Source organism: Sphingobium xenophagum NBRC 107872 (assembly GCF_000367345.1).
GTDB classification, from domain to species: domain Bacteria; phylum Pseudomonadota; class Alphaproteobacteria; order Sphingomonadales; family Sphingomonadaceae; genus Sphingobium; species Sphingobium xenophagum.
Genome location: NZ_BARE01000059.1, coordinates 1 through 16,835 on the forward strand (window position 1 = coordinate 1; position 16,835 = coordinate 16,835).

The following is a 16,835-nucleotide window of genomic DNA, read 5'->3' on the forward strand; positions in this document are numbered from 1 at the left end:
AATCTGGCGCGTAGTCGAAGTGCCAACCTCAATCACGCTCAAAGTCCTGCACGATATCGTCCAGGTCACGATGGGTTGGCTGGATTATCACCTCTGGGAACTGGTCATCCACGGCCAGAGCTATGGCCTGCCGATGGACGAGGACTGGGGCACGGCACCACGCAAGGTCGCCTCGCGCACGCGCCTGCGCGATGTGCTCGCCCCGGGCACGACCACGATCGATTACACCTACGATTTTGGCGACAACTGGGAGCATAGCCTCACCGTCAGCGATGTACGTCGCGGTGAACCTGGAACCGCATATCCCCGATTTATCGAAGGCGAACGCGATTGCCCGCCTGAAGACTGCGGAGGAATCCACGGCTTCTACGAAATGCTTGAGGCCAAAACCGACCCCAACCATCCCGACCATGCCGAAATCACCGAGTGGCTCGACGGGTATGACCCCGACGAACTGGACGTCTTCCCGCTCGAAATCGCACTCGGCAGAATCGCAGCCCGCCGAAATGCCGCAGCAAAGCGCATCATCAAACAAGAAAACAACTGAGAAGCACGCCTGCGGCCTTCACCGGATGGCTACCTGGGAGGGTACGCAGGTGTGCTTTGTCGATGCTGTCGGTTGGGCGCGCTGGAAAGAAGGCGTCTCACTGCACTGTGAGACGCCGAAGCGAGATGTCGGGACCTACCGCGTGAAGGTTATCACCAACACGTCGCGATAGGCTCGACAGGTCGGATCGACAGCATGAATTTCGGTAACGCCGTGAAGGATGCGTCTGTCATCCAGCAAAACGGCGTCTCCCGGATCCTCTAACAGAAAACTGCCCAGCCCGGTCCCATCCGGAGCTCCGATCTCAGTAACGCCATCGCGTACATTCTGACGGCAAACGAGCATCACGAAAACCCAATCAACACCGTCGCGATGAAGCCCTTCCGGTGTCGGTCGGCCGATGTGATCAGGGGTTGTCTCTATCCGGAACTGGTGGAGTTCGATATGCCGAGGGTTGTTCGGAACAGGAGCGTCGACGTCAGAAATGACGGCGATGCAGGTGTCGAATATCGCCTGGGTGACAGGATTGTCCGCTAACGTCGGCAGCACCGGCTCGAACCAGCGCTGAACATCCCCATTGAGAGGATTATAGTCTCGGCTCTGAAAATGGGGTTGGTGGGGTTTTCGCACCACTTGCCCGTCCACATGACTGAAAGCAGCGTGCCGCCTGCGTCGATATCGCCCACCATCCGCCATATACAGGTCGTCGCCCAGATCATCCCAAGAGCGCGCAAAATCGTTCCAAGCCGCCTCGGCTTGTCTCCCGAGCAGTTGGAACGTTCGAAGCGCCTCAAGCCGAATGAACCCGCATTTCTTCAGGCACGTCCCGATCGCCTGGTCCTGACATAGGAGATGGTGACTAGTCAGGCGCGTCTTCCAATCATTGATACCTATTATTGAACAAATGCGGACGTGCGGAGGGTAGACGAGCAGATATTCACGGTGAGACTAGCCAGAGAGACCGGCGGCTTTCATGAAAAGCCTGAAGACATAGGCGACGGCCCCAAGGCTGAGCACACTTGCGGCCCATATCAGCAAAAGCCAGCCTACGCGACGCAGCCAAAGGCGACCGATACCGTCCGGGAGATGCATCAGTGATATCCTTCGCCCTGCTTCACCTTCCCGCGGAACACGAAATAGGCCCAGGCCGTGTAGGCGAGGATGAAGGGAATGATGAACAGCGCTCCTACCAGTGTGAAGCCCAGAGCTTGGGGCGGCCCGGCGGCATCCCAGATCGACAGGGCAGGGGGGATGATGTTGGGCCACAGACTGATCGCCAGGCCGCTATAGCCGAGAAAGACGAGGCACAACGCGAGCAGGAAAGGCGCAGCATGGCTTCCGGCCCTCAGCAACTTAAAAAGGAGCCCAGCGATGAGGACGACCAGGATGGGGACGGGGGCAAAGAAGTAAAGATTGGGAAGGCTGAACCACCGCGCGGCGATCGCGGGATGAACCGCCGGTGTCCAGAGGCTGACGATCCCGATCGTGATCACCAGGGCAATGGTGATCGGTTTCCCGATACGAATCATGCGGGCCTGCAGGTCTCCGTCGGTCTTCATGATGAGCCAGGTGCTGCCTAGCAGTGCATAGGCAACCAGCAGGCCCAGCCCGGTGAAGAGATTGAACGGCCGCAGCCAATCGAGGCCGCCACCTGCATAGACGCCGTCGACAACCTCAAACCCGTTGATGAATGCGCCGAGCGCGATGCCCTGCGAAAAGGTCGCTGTATAGGAGCCCCAGGCGAAGGCCTTGTCCCAGAAGGGCCGATGCGCCTCATCAGCTTTGAAGCGAAACTCGAATGCCACGCCCCGCCAGATCAACCCCGCGAGCATCAACATCAGCGGCAGGTAAAGGGCGCTCAGGACGACGGAGTAAGCGAGCGGAAAGGCCGCGAGCAGGCTGGCACCGCCGAGCACAAGCCAGGTTTCATTGCCATCCCAGACCGGTGCCACGGTATTGACCATGGTATCTCGATCGCCGCGATCCCGGACGAAGGGGAAGAGAATGCCGATGCCCAGGTCGAAGCCATCCATGATGACATACATCATCAGTCCGAAGCCGATGATGATCGCCCATATGAGGGGAAGATCGATACCCATTCTCAGTCCTTTCCGCTGGATGGAGCCGGGTCGACGTCATCGGGCGCGGCGGACAACGGCCGCGCTGGCCGGAGGCTCTGGCCCCGGTCGTGCGGCTCGGCGTCGGCAGCTTCATGGTGAGTCTGCGGACCGCGGGCGATGAGCTTCAACATGTAGGAAACGCCGGTTCCAAACACCGCGAAGTACATCACGATGAATACGAGCAGCGTGGTCGAAAGCGCGAGCACCCCGTGATCGGAGACGGCATCTTCGGTGCGCATCACCCCATAGACGATCCAGGGTTGGCGGCCGATCTCGGTCGTGAACCAGCCCGCCAGGATCGCGATCAGGCCCGATGGTCCCATTAGCAGGGCAAAGCGCAGCAGTGTCGTGGATCTATACAGCCGCTGGCCGCGCCGGGACCAAAGACCCCACAGGCCGAGTGCGAGCATCAGCATGCCAAGCCCGACCATCACGCGAAAGCTCCAGAAGACGATCGTCGAATTAGGCCGGTCTCTGGGCGCGAACTCTTTCAGTCCGGGTATCTTGCCATTGATGTCATGCGTGAGGATCAGGCTGCCGAGCTTGGGGATTTCGATTGCGTAGCGGGTCGTCTCTGCTGCCATATCGGGTATGCCGAAAAGGATCAGCGGCACGCTTTCACCGGGCCGGTTCTCCCAATGACCTTCAATCGCCGCGATCTTGGCGGGCTGGTATTCCAAGGTGTTGAGCCCATGCGCATCGCCGATCGCGATCTGCAGCGGTGCCACGAGCAAGATCATCCAGAGCGCCATCGACAGCATCTTGCGAACGGCAGGCGTATCCCTCTTCTTGAGAAGGTGCCAGGCGGCGCTCGCTCCGACGAAAAGAGCCGTGGCAAGATAGGCGGCAACCGTCATGTGGGCGAGGCGATAGGGGAAGGAGGGATTGAAAATAACCTCGAACCAGTCGGTCGGCACAACGCGCCCGTCAATGATCGCAAAACCCTGAGGCGTCTGCATCCAGCTATTGGAGGCGAGAATCCAGGTGGCGGAGATGAGTGTGCCAAGCGCCACCATCAATGTCGCGAGGAAATGCAGACCCGGCCCGACCTTGTTCCACCCGAAGAGCATGACCCCGAGAAAGCCAGCTTCGAGAAAGAAGGCGGTGAGCACCTCATAGGTGAGGAGCGGTCCGGTGATGCTGCCGGCAAAGGCCGAGAAGTAGCTCCAGTTCGTGCCGAACTGATAGGCCATGACCAGTCCGGACACGACGCCCATGGCGAAGTTCACCGCGAAAATGCCCGACCAGAAGTGATAAAGATCCCGGTAGACGGAATCTTTCTTCCAGAGCCACAATCCTTCGAGGACGGCCAGGTAGCTGGCCAAGCCGATGGTGATCGCCGGAAAGACGATGTGGAAGGAAATCGTAAATCCGAACTGGATTCTTGCCAGTTCGAGCGCCGTCAATCCGAGCATGACTGCCCATCTCCTTTGGGATGCTCTAGCCGTCCGATCGATAGCCCTGAGCTCGACGGATTGTCGAATGTTACCGGCGTCTGCGGTTGTGTATCGACATGTAGCCGAAAAATGTCGGGGCGGGCATAGTGGCCGACGACGTCGAGATCATATTTGCCGCGCGCGATAGCGCGGCGATCAAGCTCGGCAAAAAGAATGACCTGTTCTCCGAATACCGGTTCGGCCAGAATATTGCCCAATGGATCGATGATGCAGGAGCCGCCGCGGATGAGTACCGGGTTCTCACTGATCGTTGCGTGATATTCGGACGGGTAATCCGCCTGTGTCAGGAACTGACAGGCGGATAGGACGAAGCAACGGCCTTCCAGAGCGATCGTCCGCATGGTCGGCAGCCAGGTGTCGCGGTCATCGACGGTTGGGGCGCAGTAGAATTCGACGCCCTGTGCATACATGGCCGTGCGCAGTAGCGGCATGTAGTTCTCCCAGCAGATTACACTGCCGATTCGGCCGATCGTGCTTTCGGCCACCCCAAGCGTCGAGCCGTCGCCAAACCCCCAGACGAGACGCTCGAGCGCTGTCGGCATCAGCTTGCGATGTCGCGCGAGGATCCGTCCATTGGGGTCAAAGGTAAGGGCCGTGCAATAGAGCGTGCCACCATCGCGCTCGATCACGCCCACGACCAGGTGAATGCCGTGACGCTTGGCGACTTCTGCGAGCGCCACAACCTCGGGTCCGGGAATGTCGATCGCGCTTTCGAAATAGCGCCGGAAGTCCTCCCGGCCTTCGGGAGTGCGCGTGCCGAGACGCGCGCCGAAGTCGAGGCCTTTCGGATAGCCGCCGATATAAGCCTCGGGGAAGACGACGAGCGCTGCACCGCCAGCCGCAGCCTCGTCCGCCAGCCTGACGAGCCTTTCAATCGTTGCCGGGGTGTCGAATAGCACAGGCGCTGCCTGGACCACCGCAACCTTGATTATGGGCGATGTCATCGAATGAGCTCCCTTGATGCGTCCGGTGGGATTGATAGGCTCGCATTGGTTCCTTGCCGCATCAACCCGAGGACGATCAGTGCGGCACCCGCCGAACAGACAGCCGCCATGCCAAGGGCGGTCGCAAAGCCGGCTGCGTAGGCCTGTTGAGCGAGTTGGGCTGTTGAATCGCGCGATGCGGAAGGGATCATCGCGAGGGCCCGGGGGAGGTCGCCAGCGATGACCGCATCGGCAAAGGGACGCCCGCCATTCGTACTGGAAAGATGGCCACGGGCCGAGGTCGCCAGAATACCGCTCAAGATGGCGAAGCCGAGAAGGATGCCCGAGAAGCGCGACGTGGTGCTGATACCCGATGCCATGCCGGCACGATTGGGCGGCACGGTGCCCATGATCGCTTTCTGGGTCTCGCCATTGAGCAATCCGCCACCGGCGCCGAGGACAAACATTCCCGAGAATAATAGGGGCAAGCTCGCGCCATAAGCGCCGGTGGCTGCCAGCAGATTACCGATCGCCACGACCCCGAGTCCAAGCGCCAATATCTGATATCCAGCGATCCAGGCCCCGAGCCGCCGTCCCACTTGCGGAAAGACGAGCATCGCAAGGGCAAAGGCGAGCATCGCGCCACCGGCCTGGAGCGCGGTCAGTGCGAAGCCGTTTTGCAGCAACAGCGGCAACAGCGACGCCATGACCTGCGCGCAGCCGGCATAGGCGAACATCGCCACGATCGCGCCGACAAACCGGCGTTGTTTGAACAAGGTCAGGTCGAGCATCGGCTCACGGTGCCGGGTCTCGGCGAAAACGAAGAGTGCCAGTGCGGCCAAGCCGCCAGCAAATCGGGCCAGCGTGCCGGCCGCAGTCCAGCCCTGTTCCTGGCCATGGATCAGCGCGGAAGTGATCCCAAGCATCGATGCGGCAAACAGCACGATGCCGGCGGGATCGAGTTTGCGGGCTGCTTCGTTGCGGGAATCCGTGATGCAGCGGACAGCTGCCGCCGCGAGCGCAAGACAGATTGGCAGATTGACGAAGAACGCCCAGCGCCATCCCGCGAGAGCGGCGATGACGCCGCCCAGCAAGGGCGACAGGACCATGGTGAGCCCCATCATGCCGCCCCACATCGCCCAGGCGCTGTCGCGTTCGCGCTCGTCGTGAAAGGCGTGCCCTATAATCGCCAGCGCGGGCGCCAACAGGAACGCTGCCCCGACGCCTTGGAGCGCGCGCGAGACGAACAGCAGGGATGGCGATGATGCCATGCCGCACATAAGCGAGGCGACGGCGAAGCCGGCAATACCGGCGAGGAAAACGCGTTTGCGGCCATAACGGTCCGCAATTGCGCCCGCCGGCAGAAGCAGGGATGCAAAGCAGAGAACATAGGCGCTTATCACCCACTCGACCTGCGCGAAGCTGGCGTTCAAATCCCGCGCGATATCCGGCAACACGATCGCGACGATGTTGGTGTCGAGCACCGTCATCGCACATCCGGTCGATGCGACCATGAGGGTCGGCAATGCCCGGAGTCTGGCGCTCATCGCTCTCGATCCCGTGCAGCCGGATCACTCGTCGCAGCCAGCGCCTGGGCTGCGATCGCCCCTCTCTCTTGCGCAGCTCGGGTCAGCTCGATTGCTTCCGATGTCGCATTGGCGCCTGCATCGGCGATAATAGGAATGCGATCGGCCGCGTGATCGACCGCTTCGGCGATCAGGCGCTTGTGCTCGTCCATAGTGAGCATCGCAGATTCGCCAGTCGAGCCCGCGACCACGATAGCATTGCTCCCCGCCTCAACATGCCAGTCGATCAATGCGTGGAAGGATGTCCAGTCGATCGCGCCATCGGCCAACATTGGGGTCACCAGTGCGGGAATGCTTCCGGAGGGGAGGTGCGTCTCCTTCATTGCGAACTTAGGTGGAGCTTTGCACGGTCTTGATTTCCGAGCAGACGCTTCAGTAGTGGCCCGCCGGCTTCCGCGGCGCGCAAAGAAGGATGCCACTGCTGTGGAGGGTGATTGGTCGATGTCTCGATCGTCGTGAACCCGCATTGGCGCAGGGCATCGAACTGGTCAGGCAGGACATGCCCTGCCGCTCTAAGTTCGCCCTTGAAGCCATGACGAGTACGAAGCGTCGTGGCGAGCGTGAAGCCACGCCCGTCGCGGAACGTTGGAAACTCGATGACGATCAATTCAAAGTGATCGAGTGCAGCAAGGAGGCCGTCGATCTCGGCGCCCGGCGGGATGCGCACGCCGAGTGGGCGAGGGGCCTCGATTGCGCCGGGCGGTAGCTCGGCGATCGTGGCGAGAGGCAGGAGCAGCGGTTCTGCAGCGCCCCGATCAAGCAGATGTCCTTCGACCCAGTAATCGGGAACGAGTGCACCCTGCATATCAATCACCGGCATAGGCTGCCTCCTTGAACGATGCAGCGCCGAGCCGACGATAGGTGTCGATGAACCGTTCGCCCGCGATGCGTCGATCGATATAGGCACCGATGATCGCTTCAATCGTATCGACCACCTTTTCCGAAGAGACAGCCGGGCCGATAATTGCGCCGATCGATGCCTGCCCATCGGACGCGCCGCCAAGCGTGATTTGGTAAAATTCTTCGCCGGCCTTATCGACGCCCAGGAGGCCGATGTGTGCCACATGATGGTGTCCGCATGCGTTGATGCACCCTGAGATATTGAGATCGAGCGGGCCGATCTCTCGCTGCCGTTCCGGATCGGAGAAACGTTCGGCGATCCGCTGCGCCACCGGGATCGAGCGCGAGGTCGCAAGGCTGCAATAGTCGAGACCGGGGCATGAGATTATGTCGGTCACCAGCCCTACGTTCCCGCTCGCAAGGCCGGCTTCGATGAGGCCCGACCAGAGTGTGTGAAGATCATCGAGGCGCACATGGGGCAGGACGAGATTCTGCTCGTGCGACACGCGGATTTCCCCGAACGAGAAAGCGTCAGCCAGGTCGGCGACTTTCTCCATCTCTTCAGCGCTCATATCGCCCGGAATTCCGCCCGTTGGCTTCAGCGATACAGACGCAGACACATAGCCCGCTTCGTGATGAGGATGCGTATTGGTGCCGATCCACGCTCCGAACGCAGGATCTCTGTCCCTGGCTTCCTCGAGCGATACGGACCGGTCCGGCAACAGTTCGAAGGGCGGTCGGACGAAGCGCGCCTGAAGGGCGTCAATGATCTCCGGCTCAAGGAGATTATAGTCGGCTGGCATCGAGGCGAATTCGTCCTCGATCATGGTGATGAAGCCCTCGGCCTTCATTTCTTTGATCAAGATTTTGATACGCGCCTTGTAGATGTTATCGCGGCGGCCGAGCGCATTGTAGGTGCGCAGGATCGCCTCAACATAACGAAGCAGATCGCGCACGGGCAGCCATTCACGGACTTGCACGCCCACCACCGGCGTTCGCCCAAGACCACCGCCCGCATAGATGGTGAAGCCCGGCTCTCCCGCTTCGTTGCGATGGGCCATGATGCCGATGTCATGGACGCGGATCGCCGCGCGATCGATCGGCCCGCCTGTAATCGCAATCTTGAACTTGCGAGGAAGATAGGTGAATTCGGGATGGTCTGTCGACCACTGACGCAAAATCTCGGCAAAAATCCGAGGGTCGACGACTTCTTCCGCCGCTGCGCCTGCGAAATGATCGGTCGTAACGTTGCGAACGCAATTGCCACTTGTCTGAATGGCATGCAGGTCCGCTTCGGCTAAAATTGTCAGAATGTCAGGCGTATCTTCCAGCCGGATCCAGTTGAACTGGATGTTCTGGCGGGTCGTGAAGTGTCCGTAACCGCGATCGAAATGCCGAGCGACATAGGCGAGCTGTCGCAGCTGGGCGGCACTAACCACCCCATAAGGCAGCGCCGCACGAAGCATATAGCCATGAAGCTGCAGGTAGAGGCCATTCATTAGCCGGAGCGGTTTGAACTCGTCCTCGCTGAGTTCGCCAGAGAGCCGGCGTTCGACCTGCTGGCGGAATTGCGCTGCGCGGTCACGCAGATACTGGCGATCATAATCATCATAGCGATAAATGCCGGCATAGGGTGAGCTGGAATTCGCCAGGGGCGGCTGGGGCAATGGGCTGACTCGTGCCAACCGGCTGGACTGCGTGCCCAGGTCAGCGCGAACGCTGGGTCCGTTGGCGCGGATCTGCTCGCGATAGGTCAATGGTGCCGGCGCGGAATGCACGTCCACGATTTGCTCGCTGCCTTGATCTGCCTGGGCTGCTTCAAGTGCGGCAGGCAGGGTTGCTTCGTCAAAGCGCGTGGCAGCCTCGATTTGCTCGACCCAGTCCACGGCCTCACTCAGCCATACCGACGCGCCATCGCGCAAACGATTGGCGGTAATGTAATGCGTTGCCATTTGTTTTTCCTTCTAGGCCGCCAGCTGCCGCTTGTGCCATCCGAGACGCTTGCGCGCGTCGACCAGGCCGTCGACAAGCGCCTGCATGTGGGTTTCGGTATGGAACGGCGTTGGCGTGAGCCGCAGCCGTTCCTGCCCGCGTGCGACCGTCGGGAAATTGATGGGTTGCACATAGATGTCGTGTGCAGCGAGCAGCAGGTCGCTCGTCGCCTTGCATAGATGTGCGTCGCCGATGATGAGCGGAATGATATGACTCTGCGTTTCCGAAACCGGCATGTCCGCTGCGCGCAGCATCGCGATGAGGCGATGCACTGCAGCCTGCTGCCGTACACGCTCCTCGCTACTATCCTTCAGATGCCGGATTGCTGCCGTCGCACCGGCAGCGAGGTGCGGACAGATGGATGTCGTGAAGATGAAACTATCGGCACAACTACGGATGACGTCGATCAGCAGCGCTGAGCTCGCGACGTAGCCTCCCATTACGCCGAAGGCCTTGGCAAGCGTGCCCTCGATGACAGTCAATCGGTGCGCGAGCCCTTCGCGCTCCGCAATGCCGCCACCGCGCGGGCCATAAAGGCCCACTGCATGCACCTCATCAAGGTAGGTGATCGCGCCATGCTTGTCCGCGACGTCGCAGATCTCGGCGATCGGCGCCACATCTCCGTCCATCGAATAGACGCTCTCAAATGCCACGATCTTGGGCCGATCAGGATCGATCGCGCTCATCAGTTCATCAAGATGGGCAGCATCATTGTGGCGAAAGATGAAGCGCTCTGCACCCGAGCGGCGAATGCCCTCGATCATTGAGTTGTGATTGAGTGCATCCGAGAAGATCGCGCAGTTGGGAAGCATCTTGCCGAGCGTACCAAGCGTGGCCAAATTTGAGATCCAGCCAGACGTGAAGATCAGCGCAGCTTCCTTGTCATGGAGGTCGGCCAGCTCGGTTTCGAGCGCTACGTGGCTGCGATTGGTGCCCGAGATATTGCGCGTGCCGCCAGTGCCCGCGCCAAACTGGTCGATGGCATCATGCATCGCCGCCAGCACTTCCCGGTTCTGGCCCATGCCAAGATAATCATTGCTGCACCACACTGTGACACGGCGAGCTTCGCCGTCCGGTTGACGCCATAGCGCAGTTGGAAATTCGCCGGCCAGCCGCTCTAGTTCGATGAAGGTACGATATCGCCCATCGAGCTTCATTTCTCCAATCAGCGATTCGAAGCGTGCAACATAATCCATGGTCTTTGCCTTGTTTTTGCTATTCCCTTTAGGGAGCGATGAGTCATCGAGCTTGCGTCGATCAGCGATAACATACAATATCCATATATATGGATAAGAAGGCAATGACAATGGACGAAGTGCGCGCTCCACATGAATGGCGCCCTACAATTCCAAAAGGGGCAAGCCCGCTCTATCTCGCGATTGCGGAGGCTCTGGCCTCGGATATCCGGGCCGGCGTGTTGGTCGCTGGCGACAGACTTCCCCCTCAGCGCTCGCTCGCCGAGGTGCTCGAGATCGATTTCACGACGGTAACGCGAGCCTATGCAGAAGCACGGCGGCGCGGCCTTGTCGAAGGTCGGGTAGGGCAGGGCACCTATGTTCGCGCTGGGCGGGTGAGTCGCGAGGCACCCCGCATATCGTCCGGGCTAGTCGATATGGCGATGAATCTGCCGCCTAAATTCGATGATGCTTCTCTAAGCGGAAGACTTTGGGCCGGAATCTGTGAGCTGGAAATGGACGGTGGGATGGACCTCATCCTGCGCTATCAGGAGGCGGGCGGAGCCGCTTCAGATCGAAGGGCCGGGGCGGCCTGGCTTGCGGATCGATTGCCCGACATTCAAGAAGAGCGGTTACTGATCAGCCCCGGTGCGCAGGGTGCCTTGTTGGCGCTGATCACGCTCCTCCGGAAAGACGGCGCCCCGATTGCTGTCGAGGCATTGACCTATCCAGGTTTCCGTTCGCTTGCCGAGCATCTCGCTGTTCCGCTCGCGCATGTCGCGATCGACGCGGAGGGGTTGGATCCCGAGGCTTTCGAGAGCGTTTGCCGCGCCCAGAAGCCTGGGTTGCTCTATTGCACGCCGACGCTTCATAATCCCACCACGGCGACCATGTCGCTGGAGCGGCGTGAAGCTGTCATCGCCGTCGCCAGGAAATATGGCGTGCTGATTATTGAAGATGATGCCTACGGAAAATTGTCGGGCAGTGCGCTGCCACCCCTCGCTGCGCTCGCGCCAGATATCGTCTATCATGTTGCCGGCCTGTCGAAATGCCTCTCACCTGCGCTACGCGTCGCCTATGTTGCTGTGCCTGATTCCCGCGCGGCCGCCCGGCTGGCCGGGGCGATCAGGGGAACCACCTCTATGGCATCGCCCCTCGGCGCGGCCATCGCGACCAGCTGGATTTCCACAGGGTCGGCCGAGGAGGCGCTTGCCGCGATCCGTGAGGAGTCCGAGGCCAGGCGCAAGATGGCGGTCGAACTGCTTGCTGAACATGGCCTGGTGACCGCGCGGAATGCCTTTCACGCATGGTTGCCGCTGGCGAACGGCTGGACGCGTGGAGACTTCGCGGCCCGCCTGCGCTCCGCGGGCGTCGGCGTGGTTCCCAGCGATGCGTTCGCGCCCAGTCAGCCGCTCGAAGCGGTGCGTCTCGGCCTTGGCGCGGCGCCCGACCGCGATCGCCTGTTGGGCAGTCTGGAAACAATTGCGGATTTGGCAGGGCAATCGCCGGCCATGTCATCGATGGTGGTGTAGAGATGTATTGACAATGTATGCAGACAATCTGCATATAATGTGATGTCGAGTCGCGCGGCATCTGCTTGAATCCCACGGCGTCCGGTTGAGCGGCGCCCCCCACTTCCCCCATCGGGCCGCGTGATTCGACACATTCTTTGATGGGCGCATTGTATGCATGATCGAATCTGGAAGCACCGGCATCAGCTTGACCGGATGACCTTGAGCAGCCTGACAGTTGCTTTTTTTCAGCATCATGCTGTCTGGACCTATCTGCTGCTTGCGGTGGTGAGTGCCACCCTGAGCGGATTTAGGCCATCGACACTGCTGCAGACAGGGGCGGCGATCCTTGCCGCCGGACTCATTTATCCGCTCATCTGGTATGCGCTGCACCGCTGGGTTCTGCACAGCCGGTGGATGTTCAAGTCGCCGCTCACCGCCAGCACTTGGAAGCGCATTCACTACGATCATCACATGGACCCCCATCATCTGGAGGTCCTTTTCGGCGCGCTCTACACGACCTTGCCGACAATCGTGCTCGCAACCGTGCCGATCGGCTGGCTGATCGGCGGATTAGGGGCGGCGATGGCGGCGCTTGGGGCAGGCCTGCTCATCACTTGCATCTATGAATTCGTCCACTGCGTGGAGCATCTGCCTTATAAGCCGCGGAATCGTTTCCTCGCGAACATGAAGGCGCGCCATCTCGCCCATCATTTCCACGACGAGAATGGCAACTACGGAATTACCAATTTTGCGTGGGACGGGTTGTTTGGGACCCTCTACGAGCGGCAGGATCGTCCATACAAAAGTCCAACGGTCTTCAACCTCGGCTATGACGAGGAGGCCGCCCGTCGTTATCCGTGGGTAGGAAAGCTCTCCCCGGATCTCGTGCCGGTGCGCGTTGCCGCGCGACAGAGAAGCCGCGATGTTTGAACGCTCCAATATCCGGAGGATGTCGGGCTATATTCCCGGGGAGCAACCGCCTGCGCCGGCAATCAAGCTCAACACCAACGAAAATCCGCTGGAACCATCAGCCTCAGTGATGACGGCCCTGGCGGAAATTAGCCCTGCAATGCTGCAGCGCTATCCGGACTCGCTCGCAACCAATCTACGCGCGGCCATCGCGCATTATCATGGACGGGATGTCGACGAGGTCATCGTAACCAATGGCAGCGACGAATTGCTACGGTTGGTGGTCACGACGTTCTTGGATCCGGGGAAAGCGATCGGCGTCCTCAATCCCGGCTATCATCTCTACAACGTCCTGGCCGAGATACAGAATTGCCCGCTCGCCAAGGTCAATCTCCGGGATGACTGGCTGCCGCCCGACGATACGGCGCAGCGCTGGAATGACGCTGGAGCGCGTCTTGCCCTCGTTGCCAATCCGCAGGCGCCGTCGGGGCGTCTGCTGTCGCAAAACTGGTTGATCGAGCTTGCTGAGGCCTTCCATGGGGTCCTGCTGGTGGATGAAGCCTATGTCGATTTCGTGGATGCTTCCCTTGGCTACGAGCTGGTTCGCGAGATCGGTCGCATACCCAACCTGCTGATCGCACGGACCCTGAGCAAGGGGCATTCGCTGGCCGGCTTGCGCCTGGGCTATGGCCTGGGAGCTGCCGAGCTTGTTGCGCCCATGCTGCACAAAGTCCGCGATAGCTACAATGTCGATGTGATCACCCAGCATCTCGGTCGCGCCGCGTTCGGCGACACGCAGCGTGCGCGGGAGAGTTGGATCCTGGTGCGAGGCGAACGCGGCCGGTTAGCGCAAGCGCTCGGCAAGCTCGGTATCGAAACGCTGCCTTCGCAGGGGAACTTCCTGCTCGCGCATATCCCGGCGACATTCAACGGCGCAAAGGCCCTGCAGATGAGGCTCGCCGGGCAGAATATCCATGTTCGCTGGCTCAACTTCTCGCGTCTCACGGACTGGCTCCGGATCAGTATCGGCACGATAGCGGAGAACGATCGACTGTTAGCGGCGATTGAAGCAATATTGGCCTCAGGCAAGGTGGGAACTGTTTGCTGACGGAGCCGCCGCCGGGGCACCGGACATTAATTCGCCCTCGCCAACGCCACATAGCCGTACCGGCCATAATTCGTCGCCAGCCTGACAATGTCGGCCGTCAGACGCTGCTCGACGGCATCGTCCTTCTGATCGGCCCCCACCGAGTGGTCCGGTTTGATTGTTAGTGCATTGTTGCTTCCGCCGCCATTGTCGTCGGTAGGTGGAGCGAAGCGGAACCGGACGACGGCAATGGCGGTGTCGCGGTTTCCGGGGCCGGTGGCCGGTAACCCAAGCTGCTGTGCGGTCGAACGGTGTTGTAGTGCCGCCGCCAGGCCTCGATCAGCACCTTGGCCTCGGCGAGGCTGTAGAAGATCTCGCCGTTGAGCAGTTCGTCGCGAAGCGATCCGTTGAAGCTCTCGTTATAGCCGTTCTCCCACGGTGAGCCGGGCGCGATATACAGGGTCTTCACGCCGATCTGGGCGAGCCAGATCTGCACGGCATTGGCGATAAATTCGGCGCCATTATCCGACCGTATGTGCGCGGGCGGGCCGCGCGTGACGAACAGCTCCGCCAAGGCGGCCAACACATCTTCATGTTTGAGCTGGCGCGCCACGATGAGCGCCAGGCACTCCCGGCTGGCCTCGTCGATGATCGTCAGGATCCGGAACTTGCGGCCGTCATGGGTGCGCCCTTCAACGAAGTCATAGGCCCACACGTGCCCCGGATATTCCGGCCTGAGCCTGATGCAGGAGCCGTCGTTAAGCCACAGCCGACCGCGCTTCGGCTGGCGCTGCGGGACCTTCAGACCCTCCTTGCGCCAGATCCGCTCGACGCGTTTGAGGTTCACCGTCCACCCCGCATGGCGAAGCAGCGCCGTCACCCGGCGGTAGCCATAGCGACCATATTGCTTGGCCAGCGCGATGATGTCCTCGGTTAGCTGCTGCTCGTCGTCCGCCCCGCGCGGCACTTTGCGATGCGTCGACCGATGTTGCCCGAGCACCCGGCAGATCCGCCGCTCGGACACTGGCAGCTCGCGCCGCAACTGATCGATACAGCGTCGCCGCCGCGCGGGGCTTAGAAGTTTCCCCGGGCGGCCTCCTGAAGGATTAGCTTGTCCAGCGTCAGGTCCGAGATCGCCCGCCGAAGCCGCAGGTTCTCCTTCTCCAGATCCTTCATACGTCGCGCCTGGTCGGTCTTCAGGCCGCCATATTCCTTGCGCCAACGATAATAGGTCTGCTCGGTGACCGCGATCCGGCGGCAGGCTTCGGCCGTCGTCCCACCCTGCGCCAACACGATCTCAACTTCACGCAGCTTCCCGATAATCTCTTCCGGCTTGTGCTTCTTGCTCGGCATTCGTCGTCCCTTTCGTGATCCAGACTATCATAGTCGATGGACCACTCAGGCGGGGGCAGATCATACCCGCGCGCGATCGTCGGTCGCGTCTAGCGCCAGTAGTTCGCCAATTTGCTCCAAGGTGAAACCCGCTGCTTGCGCGGAACGGATGAAGTGAAGCCGCCGCACGTGCTCGCCTCCATAGCGTCGAAAGCCGCCGGACATCCCGGTACTGCTCGGTCGCTCGGGCGTGTCGAGAAGGCCACGGCGCTGATAATAGCGGACAGTCTCGACACCAACGCCGCCTTCGCGCGCCAAACTCGCGATTGTCACTTCCCGCACCCCTTGACTCCGTACTATGGTACGGAACCCATATAGGCGGCAGTTCAAGCGAAAACGAGTCGAAAGCTGCCGCAATGACCTCTCCAGTCCAGCCCCGCAAAGCCGTCCTATATCGGATGGTGCTCGACAAACACGTCTGCCCCTATGGGCTCAAGGCGAAGGACCTCTTGCGTCGCCAAGGTCTCAAGGTCGAGGATAAATGGCTGATCACGCGGGAAGCTACCGATGCCTTCAAGGAGCAGCATGGGGTGGAGACGACCCCTCAGATCTTCATCAATGGTGAGCGGATTGGCGGCTACGATGACCTTCGCCGCTACTTCGGGAAGTCGGCCGCGAACCCGAAGGCAATTACCTACAAGCCTGTCGCAGTGCTGTTTGCGGTGACCGCGCTGATGGCGCTTGGCGCCAGCCATGCCGTCTATGGCACGCCTCTCACCCTACGGGCTGGCGAATGGTTCATAGGGTTCAGCATGGCGGTGTTGGCATTGCTCAAGCTCCAGAATGTCGAGAGCTTCGCAACCATGTTCCTGAACTACGACCTGCTGGCGAAACGCTGGGTGCCATACTCCTACATCTACCCCTTCGCAGAAGCGCTGGCCGCCGTGCTGATGATCGCGGGCGTGCTCGATTGGGTGTCGATTCCGATAGCATTGTTCATCGGGACGGTGGGAGCAGTGTCGGTGTTTAAGGCCGTCTATCTCGACAAGCGCGAGTTGAAATGTGCCTGTGTGGGCAGCTCCAGCAACGTGCCGCTTGGCTTCCTGTCCTTAACGGAAAACCTGATGATGATAGCGATGGCGGTTTGGATGAGTTTGGCCGCGCTCGGGACTGGCGAAGCAAGTGCTTTTGCGATGCCGCACCAATCCGCGGCGATGGAAGACGCCTCTGCTGCTTAGCCGTTGAGGGGGCGTTCCAAGTGGCGCGTGCGGCGCGACAATGGGACGCATGGACCAGCCCTGCGTGTTTGGAGCAGTGTCTTAAGCCCTGGCTTCATAGGGGGGGGGGGGGGGG

At 60.7% G+C, this 16,835-nt stretch carries 16 protein-coding genes and 1 pseudogene; 5 read left to right on the forward strand and 12 right to left on the reverse strand.

What is annotated here, in order from left to right:
* The coding region (locus tag SX1_RS23040) for a plasmid pRiA4b ORF-3 family protein (RefSeq protein WP_019054384.1) at positions 1-547 on the forward strand (547 nt) is incomplete at its 5' end.
* 135 nt (positions 548-682) lie between these two features.
* On the opposite strand, the gene SX1_RS19390 is transcribed toward SX1_RS23040, so the two are convergent.
* The 10 genes from SX1_RS19390 to hemA form a co-directional block, all read right to left on the reverse strand.
* Entirely contained in the window at positions 683-1,414 is a 732-nt protein-coding gene (locus SX1_RS19390; protein ID WP_052310932.1) for a 2OG-Fe dioxygenase family protein, read from the reverse strand.
* Positions 1,415-1,495: 81 nt separating this feature from the next.
* The gene (locus tag SX1_RS23925) at positions 1,496-1,639 is read right to left on the reverse strand and encodes a DUF2474 domain-containing protein (RefSeq protein ID WP_081609995.1); all 144 of its coding nucleotides are present in this window, start codon (positions 1,637-1,639) and stop codon (positions 1,496-1,498) included.
* Positions 1,639-2,646: a cytochrome d ubiquinol oxidase subunit II gene (gene cydB, locus SX1_RS19400; protein WP_019054388.1), complete on the reverse strand. Its 1,008-nt coding sequence runs from the start codon at positions 2,644-2,646 to the stop codon at positions 1,639-1,641. The genes SX1_RS23925 and cydB overlap by 1 nt, the downstream gene beginning before the upstream one ends.
* Positions 2,647-2,648: 2 nt before the next feature.
* Entirely contained in the window at positions 2,649-4,082 is a 1,434-nt protein-coding gene (locus SX1_RS19405) for a cytochrome ubiquinol oxidase subunit I (protein ID WP_019054389.1), read from the reverse strand.
* Positions 4,070-5,068: a carbon-nitrogen hydrolase family protein gene (locus SX1_RS19410; RefSeq protein ID WP_019054390.1), complete on the reverse strand. Its 999-nt coding sequence runs from the start codon at positions 5,066-5,068 to the stop codon at positions 4,070-4,072. The genes SX1_RS19405 and SX1_RS19410 overlap by 13 nt, the downstream gene beginning before the upstream one ends.
* Positions 5,065-6,537, reverse strand: coding sequence for an MFS transporter (locus SX1_RS19415; protein WP_217996422.1), 1,473 nt, complete (start codon positions 6,535-6,537; stop codon positions 5,065-5,067). Before SX1_RS19415 ends, SX1_RS19410 begins: the two co-directional genes overlap by 4 nt.
* A 53-nt stretch (positions 6,538-6,590) precedes the next feature.
* Entirely contained in the window at positions 6,591-6,956 is a 366-nt protein-coding gene (locus SX1_RS19420; protein ID WP_026149962.1) for a dihydrodipicolinate synthase family protein, read from the reverse strand.
* Positions 6,953-7,453: a DUF934 domain-containing protein gene (locus tag SX1_RS23050; RefSeq protein ID WP_019054393.1), complete on the reverse strand. Its 501-nt coding sequence runs from the start codon at positions 7,451-7,453 to the stop codon at positions 6,953-6,955. Before SX1_RS23050 ends, SX1_RS19420 begins: the two co-directional genes overlap by 4 nt.
* Positions 7,440-9,425, reverse strand: coding sequence for a DUF2849 domain-containing protein (locus SX1_RS19430; RefSeq protein WP_019054394.1), 1,986 nt, complete (start codon positions 9,423-9,425; stop codon positions 7,440-7,442). Before SX1_RS19430 ends, SX1_RS23050 begins: the two co-directional genes overlap by 14 nt.
* A gap of 12 nt (positions 9,426-9,437) precedes the next feature.
* Positions 9,438-10,661 (reverse strand): 5-aminolevulinate synthase, encoded by a 1,224-nt coding sequence (hemA, locus tag SX1_RS19435; RefSeq protein ID WP_026149963.1) that lies wholly within the window; start codon positions 10,659-10,661, stop codon positions 9,438-9,440.
* Between the two features lie 110 nt (positions 10,662-10,771).
* Here hemA and SX1_RS19440 point away from each other — a divergent pair, with 110 nt between their 5' ends.
* The 3 genes from SX1_RS19440 (at position 10,772) to hisC (ending at position 14,171) form a co-directional block, all read left to right on the forward strand.
* Positions 10,772-12,172, forward strand: coding sequence for an aminotransferase-like domain-containing protein (locus tag SX1_RS19440; RefSeq protein ID WP_043146105.1), 1,401 nt, complete (start codon positions 10,772-10,774; stop codon positions 12,170-12,172).
* 153 nt (positions 12,173-12,325) lie between these two features.
* Positions 12,326-13,084, forward strand: a complete 759-nt coding sequence (locus SX1_RS19445; protein WP_019054397.1) for a sterol desaturase family protein — start codon at positions 12,326-12,328, stop codon at positions 13,082-13,084.
* Positions 13,077-14,171, forward strand: coding sequence for a histidinol-phosphate transaminase (gene hisC, locus SX1_RS19450; RefSeq protein WP_043146108.1), 1,095 nt, complete (start codon positions 13,077-13,079; stop codon positions 14,169-14,171). Before SX1_RS19445 ends, hisC begins: the two co-directional genes overlap by 8 nt.
* Positions 14,172-14,331: 160 nt before the next feature.
* Here hisC and SX1_RS19460 read toward each other — a convergent pair.
* Positions 14,332-15,503, reverse strand: a protein-coding gene (locus SX1_RS19460; RefSeq protein ID WP_086012684.1) for an IS3 family transposase whose coding sequence is annotated in 2 segments (ribosomal slippage) — positions 14,332-15,239 and positions 15,239-15,503 — 1,173 coding nt in all. Because the reading frame shifts where the segments join, the coding sequence is not laid out codon by codon here.
* Positions 15,504-15,569: 66 nt separating this feature from the next.
* Positions 15,570-15,815 (reverse strand): annotated as a pseudogene (locus SX1_RS23055) (MerR family transcriptional regulator); the annotation flags it as partial.
* Between the two features lie 125 nt (positions 15,816-15,940).
* Here SX1_RS23055 and SX1_RS23060 point away from each other — a divergent pair.
* Positions 15,941-16,720 (forward strand): MauE/DoxX family redox-associated membrane protein, encoded by a 780-nt coding sequence (locus tag SX1_RS23060; protein ID WP_019054403.1) that lies wholly within the window; start codon positions 15,941-15,943, stop codon positions 16,718-16,720.
* Positions 16,721-16,835: the final 115 nt, after the last annotated feature.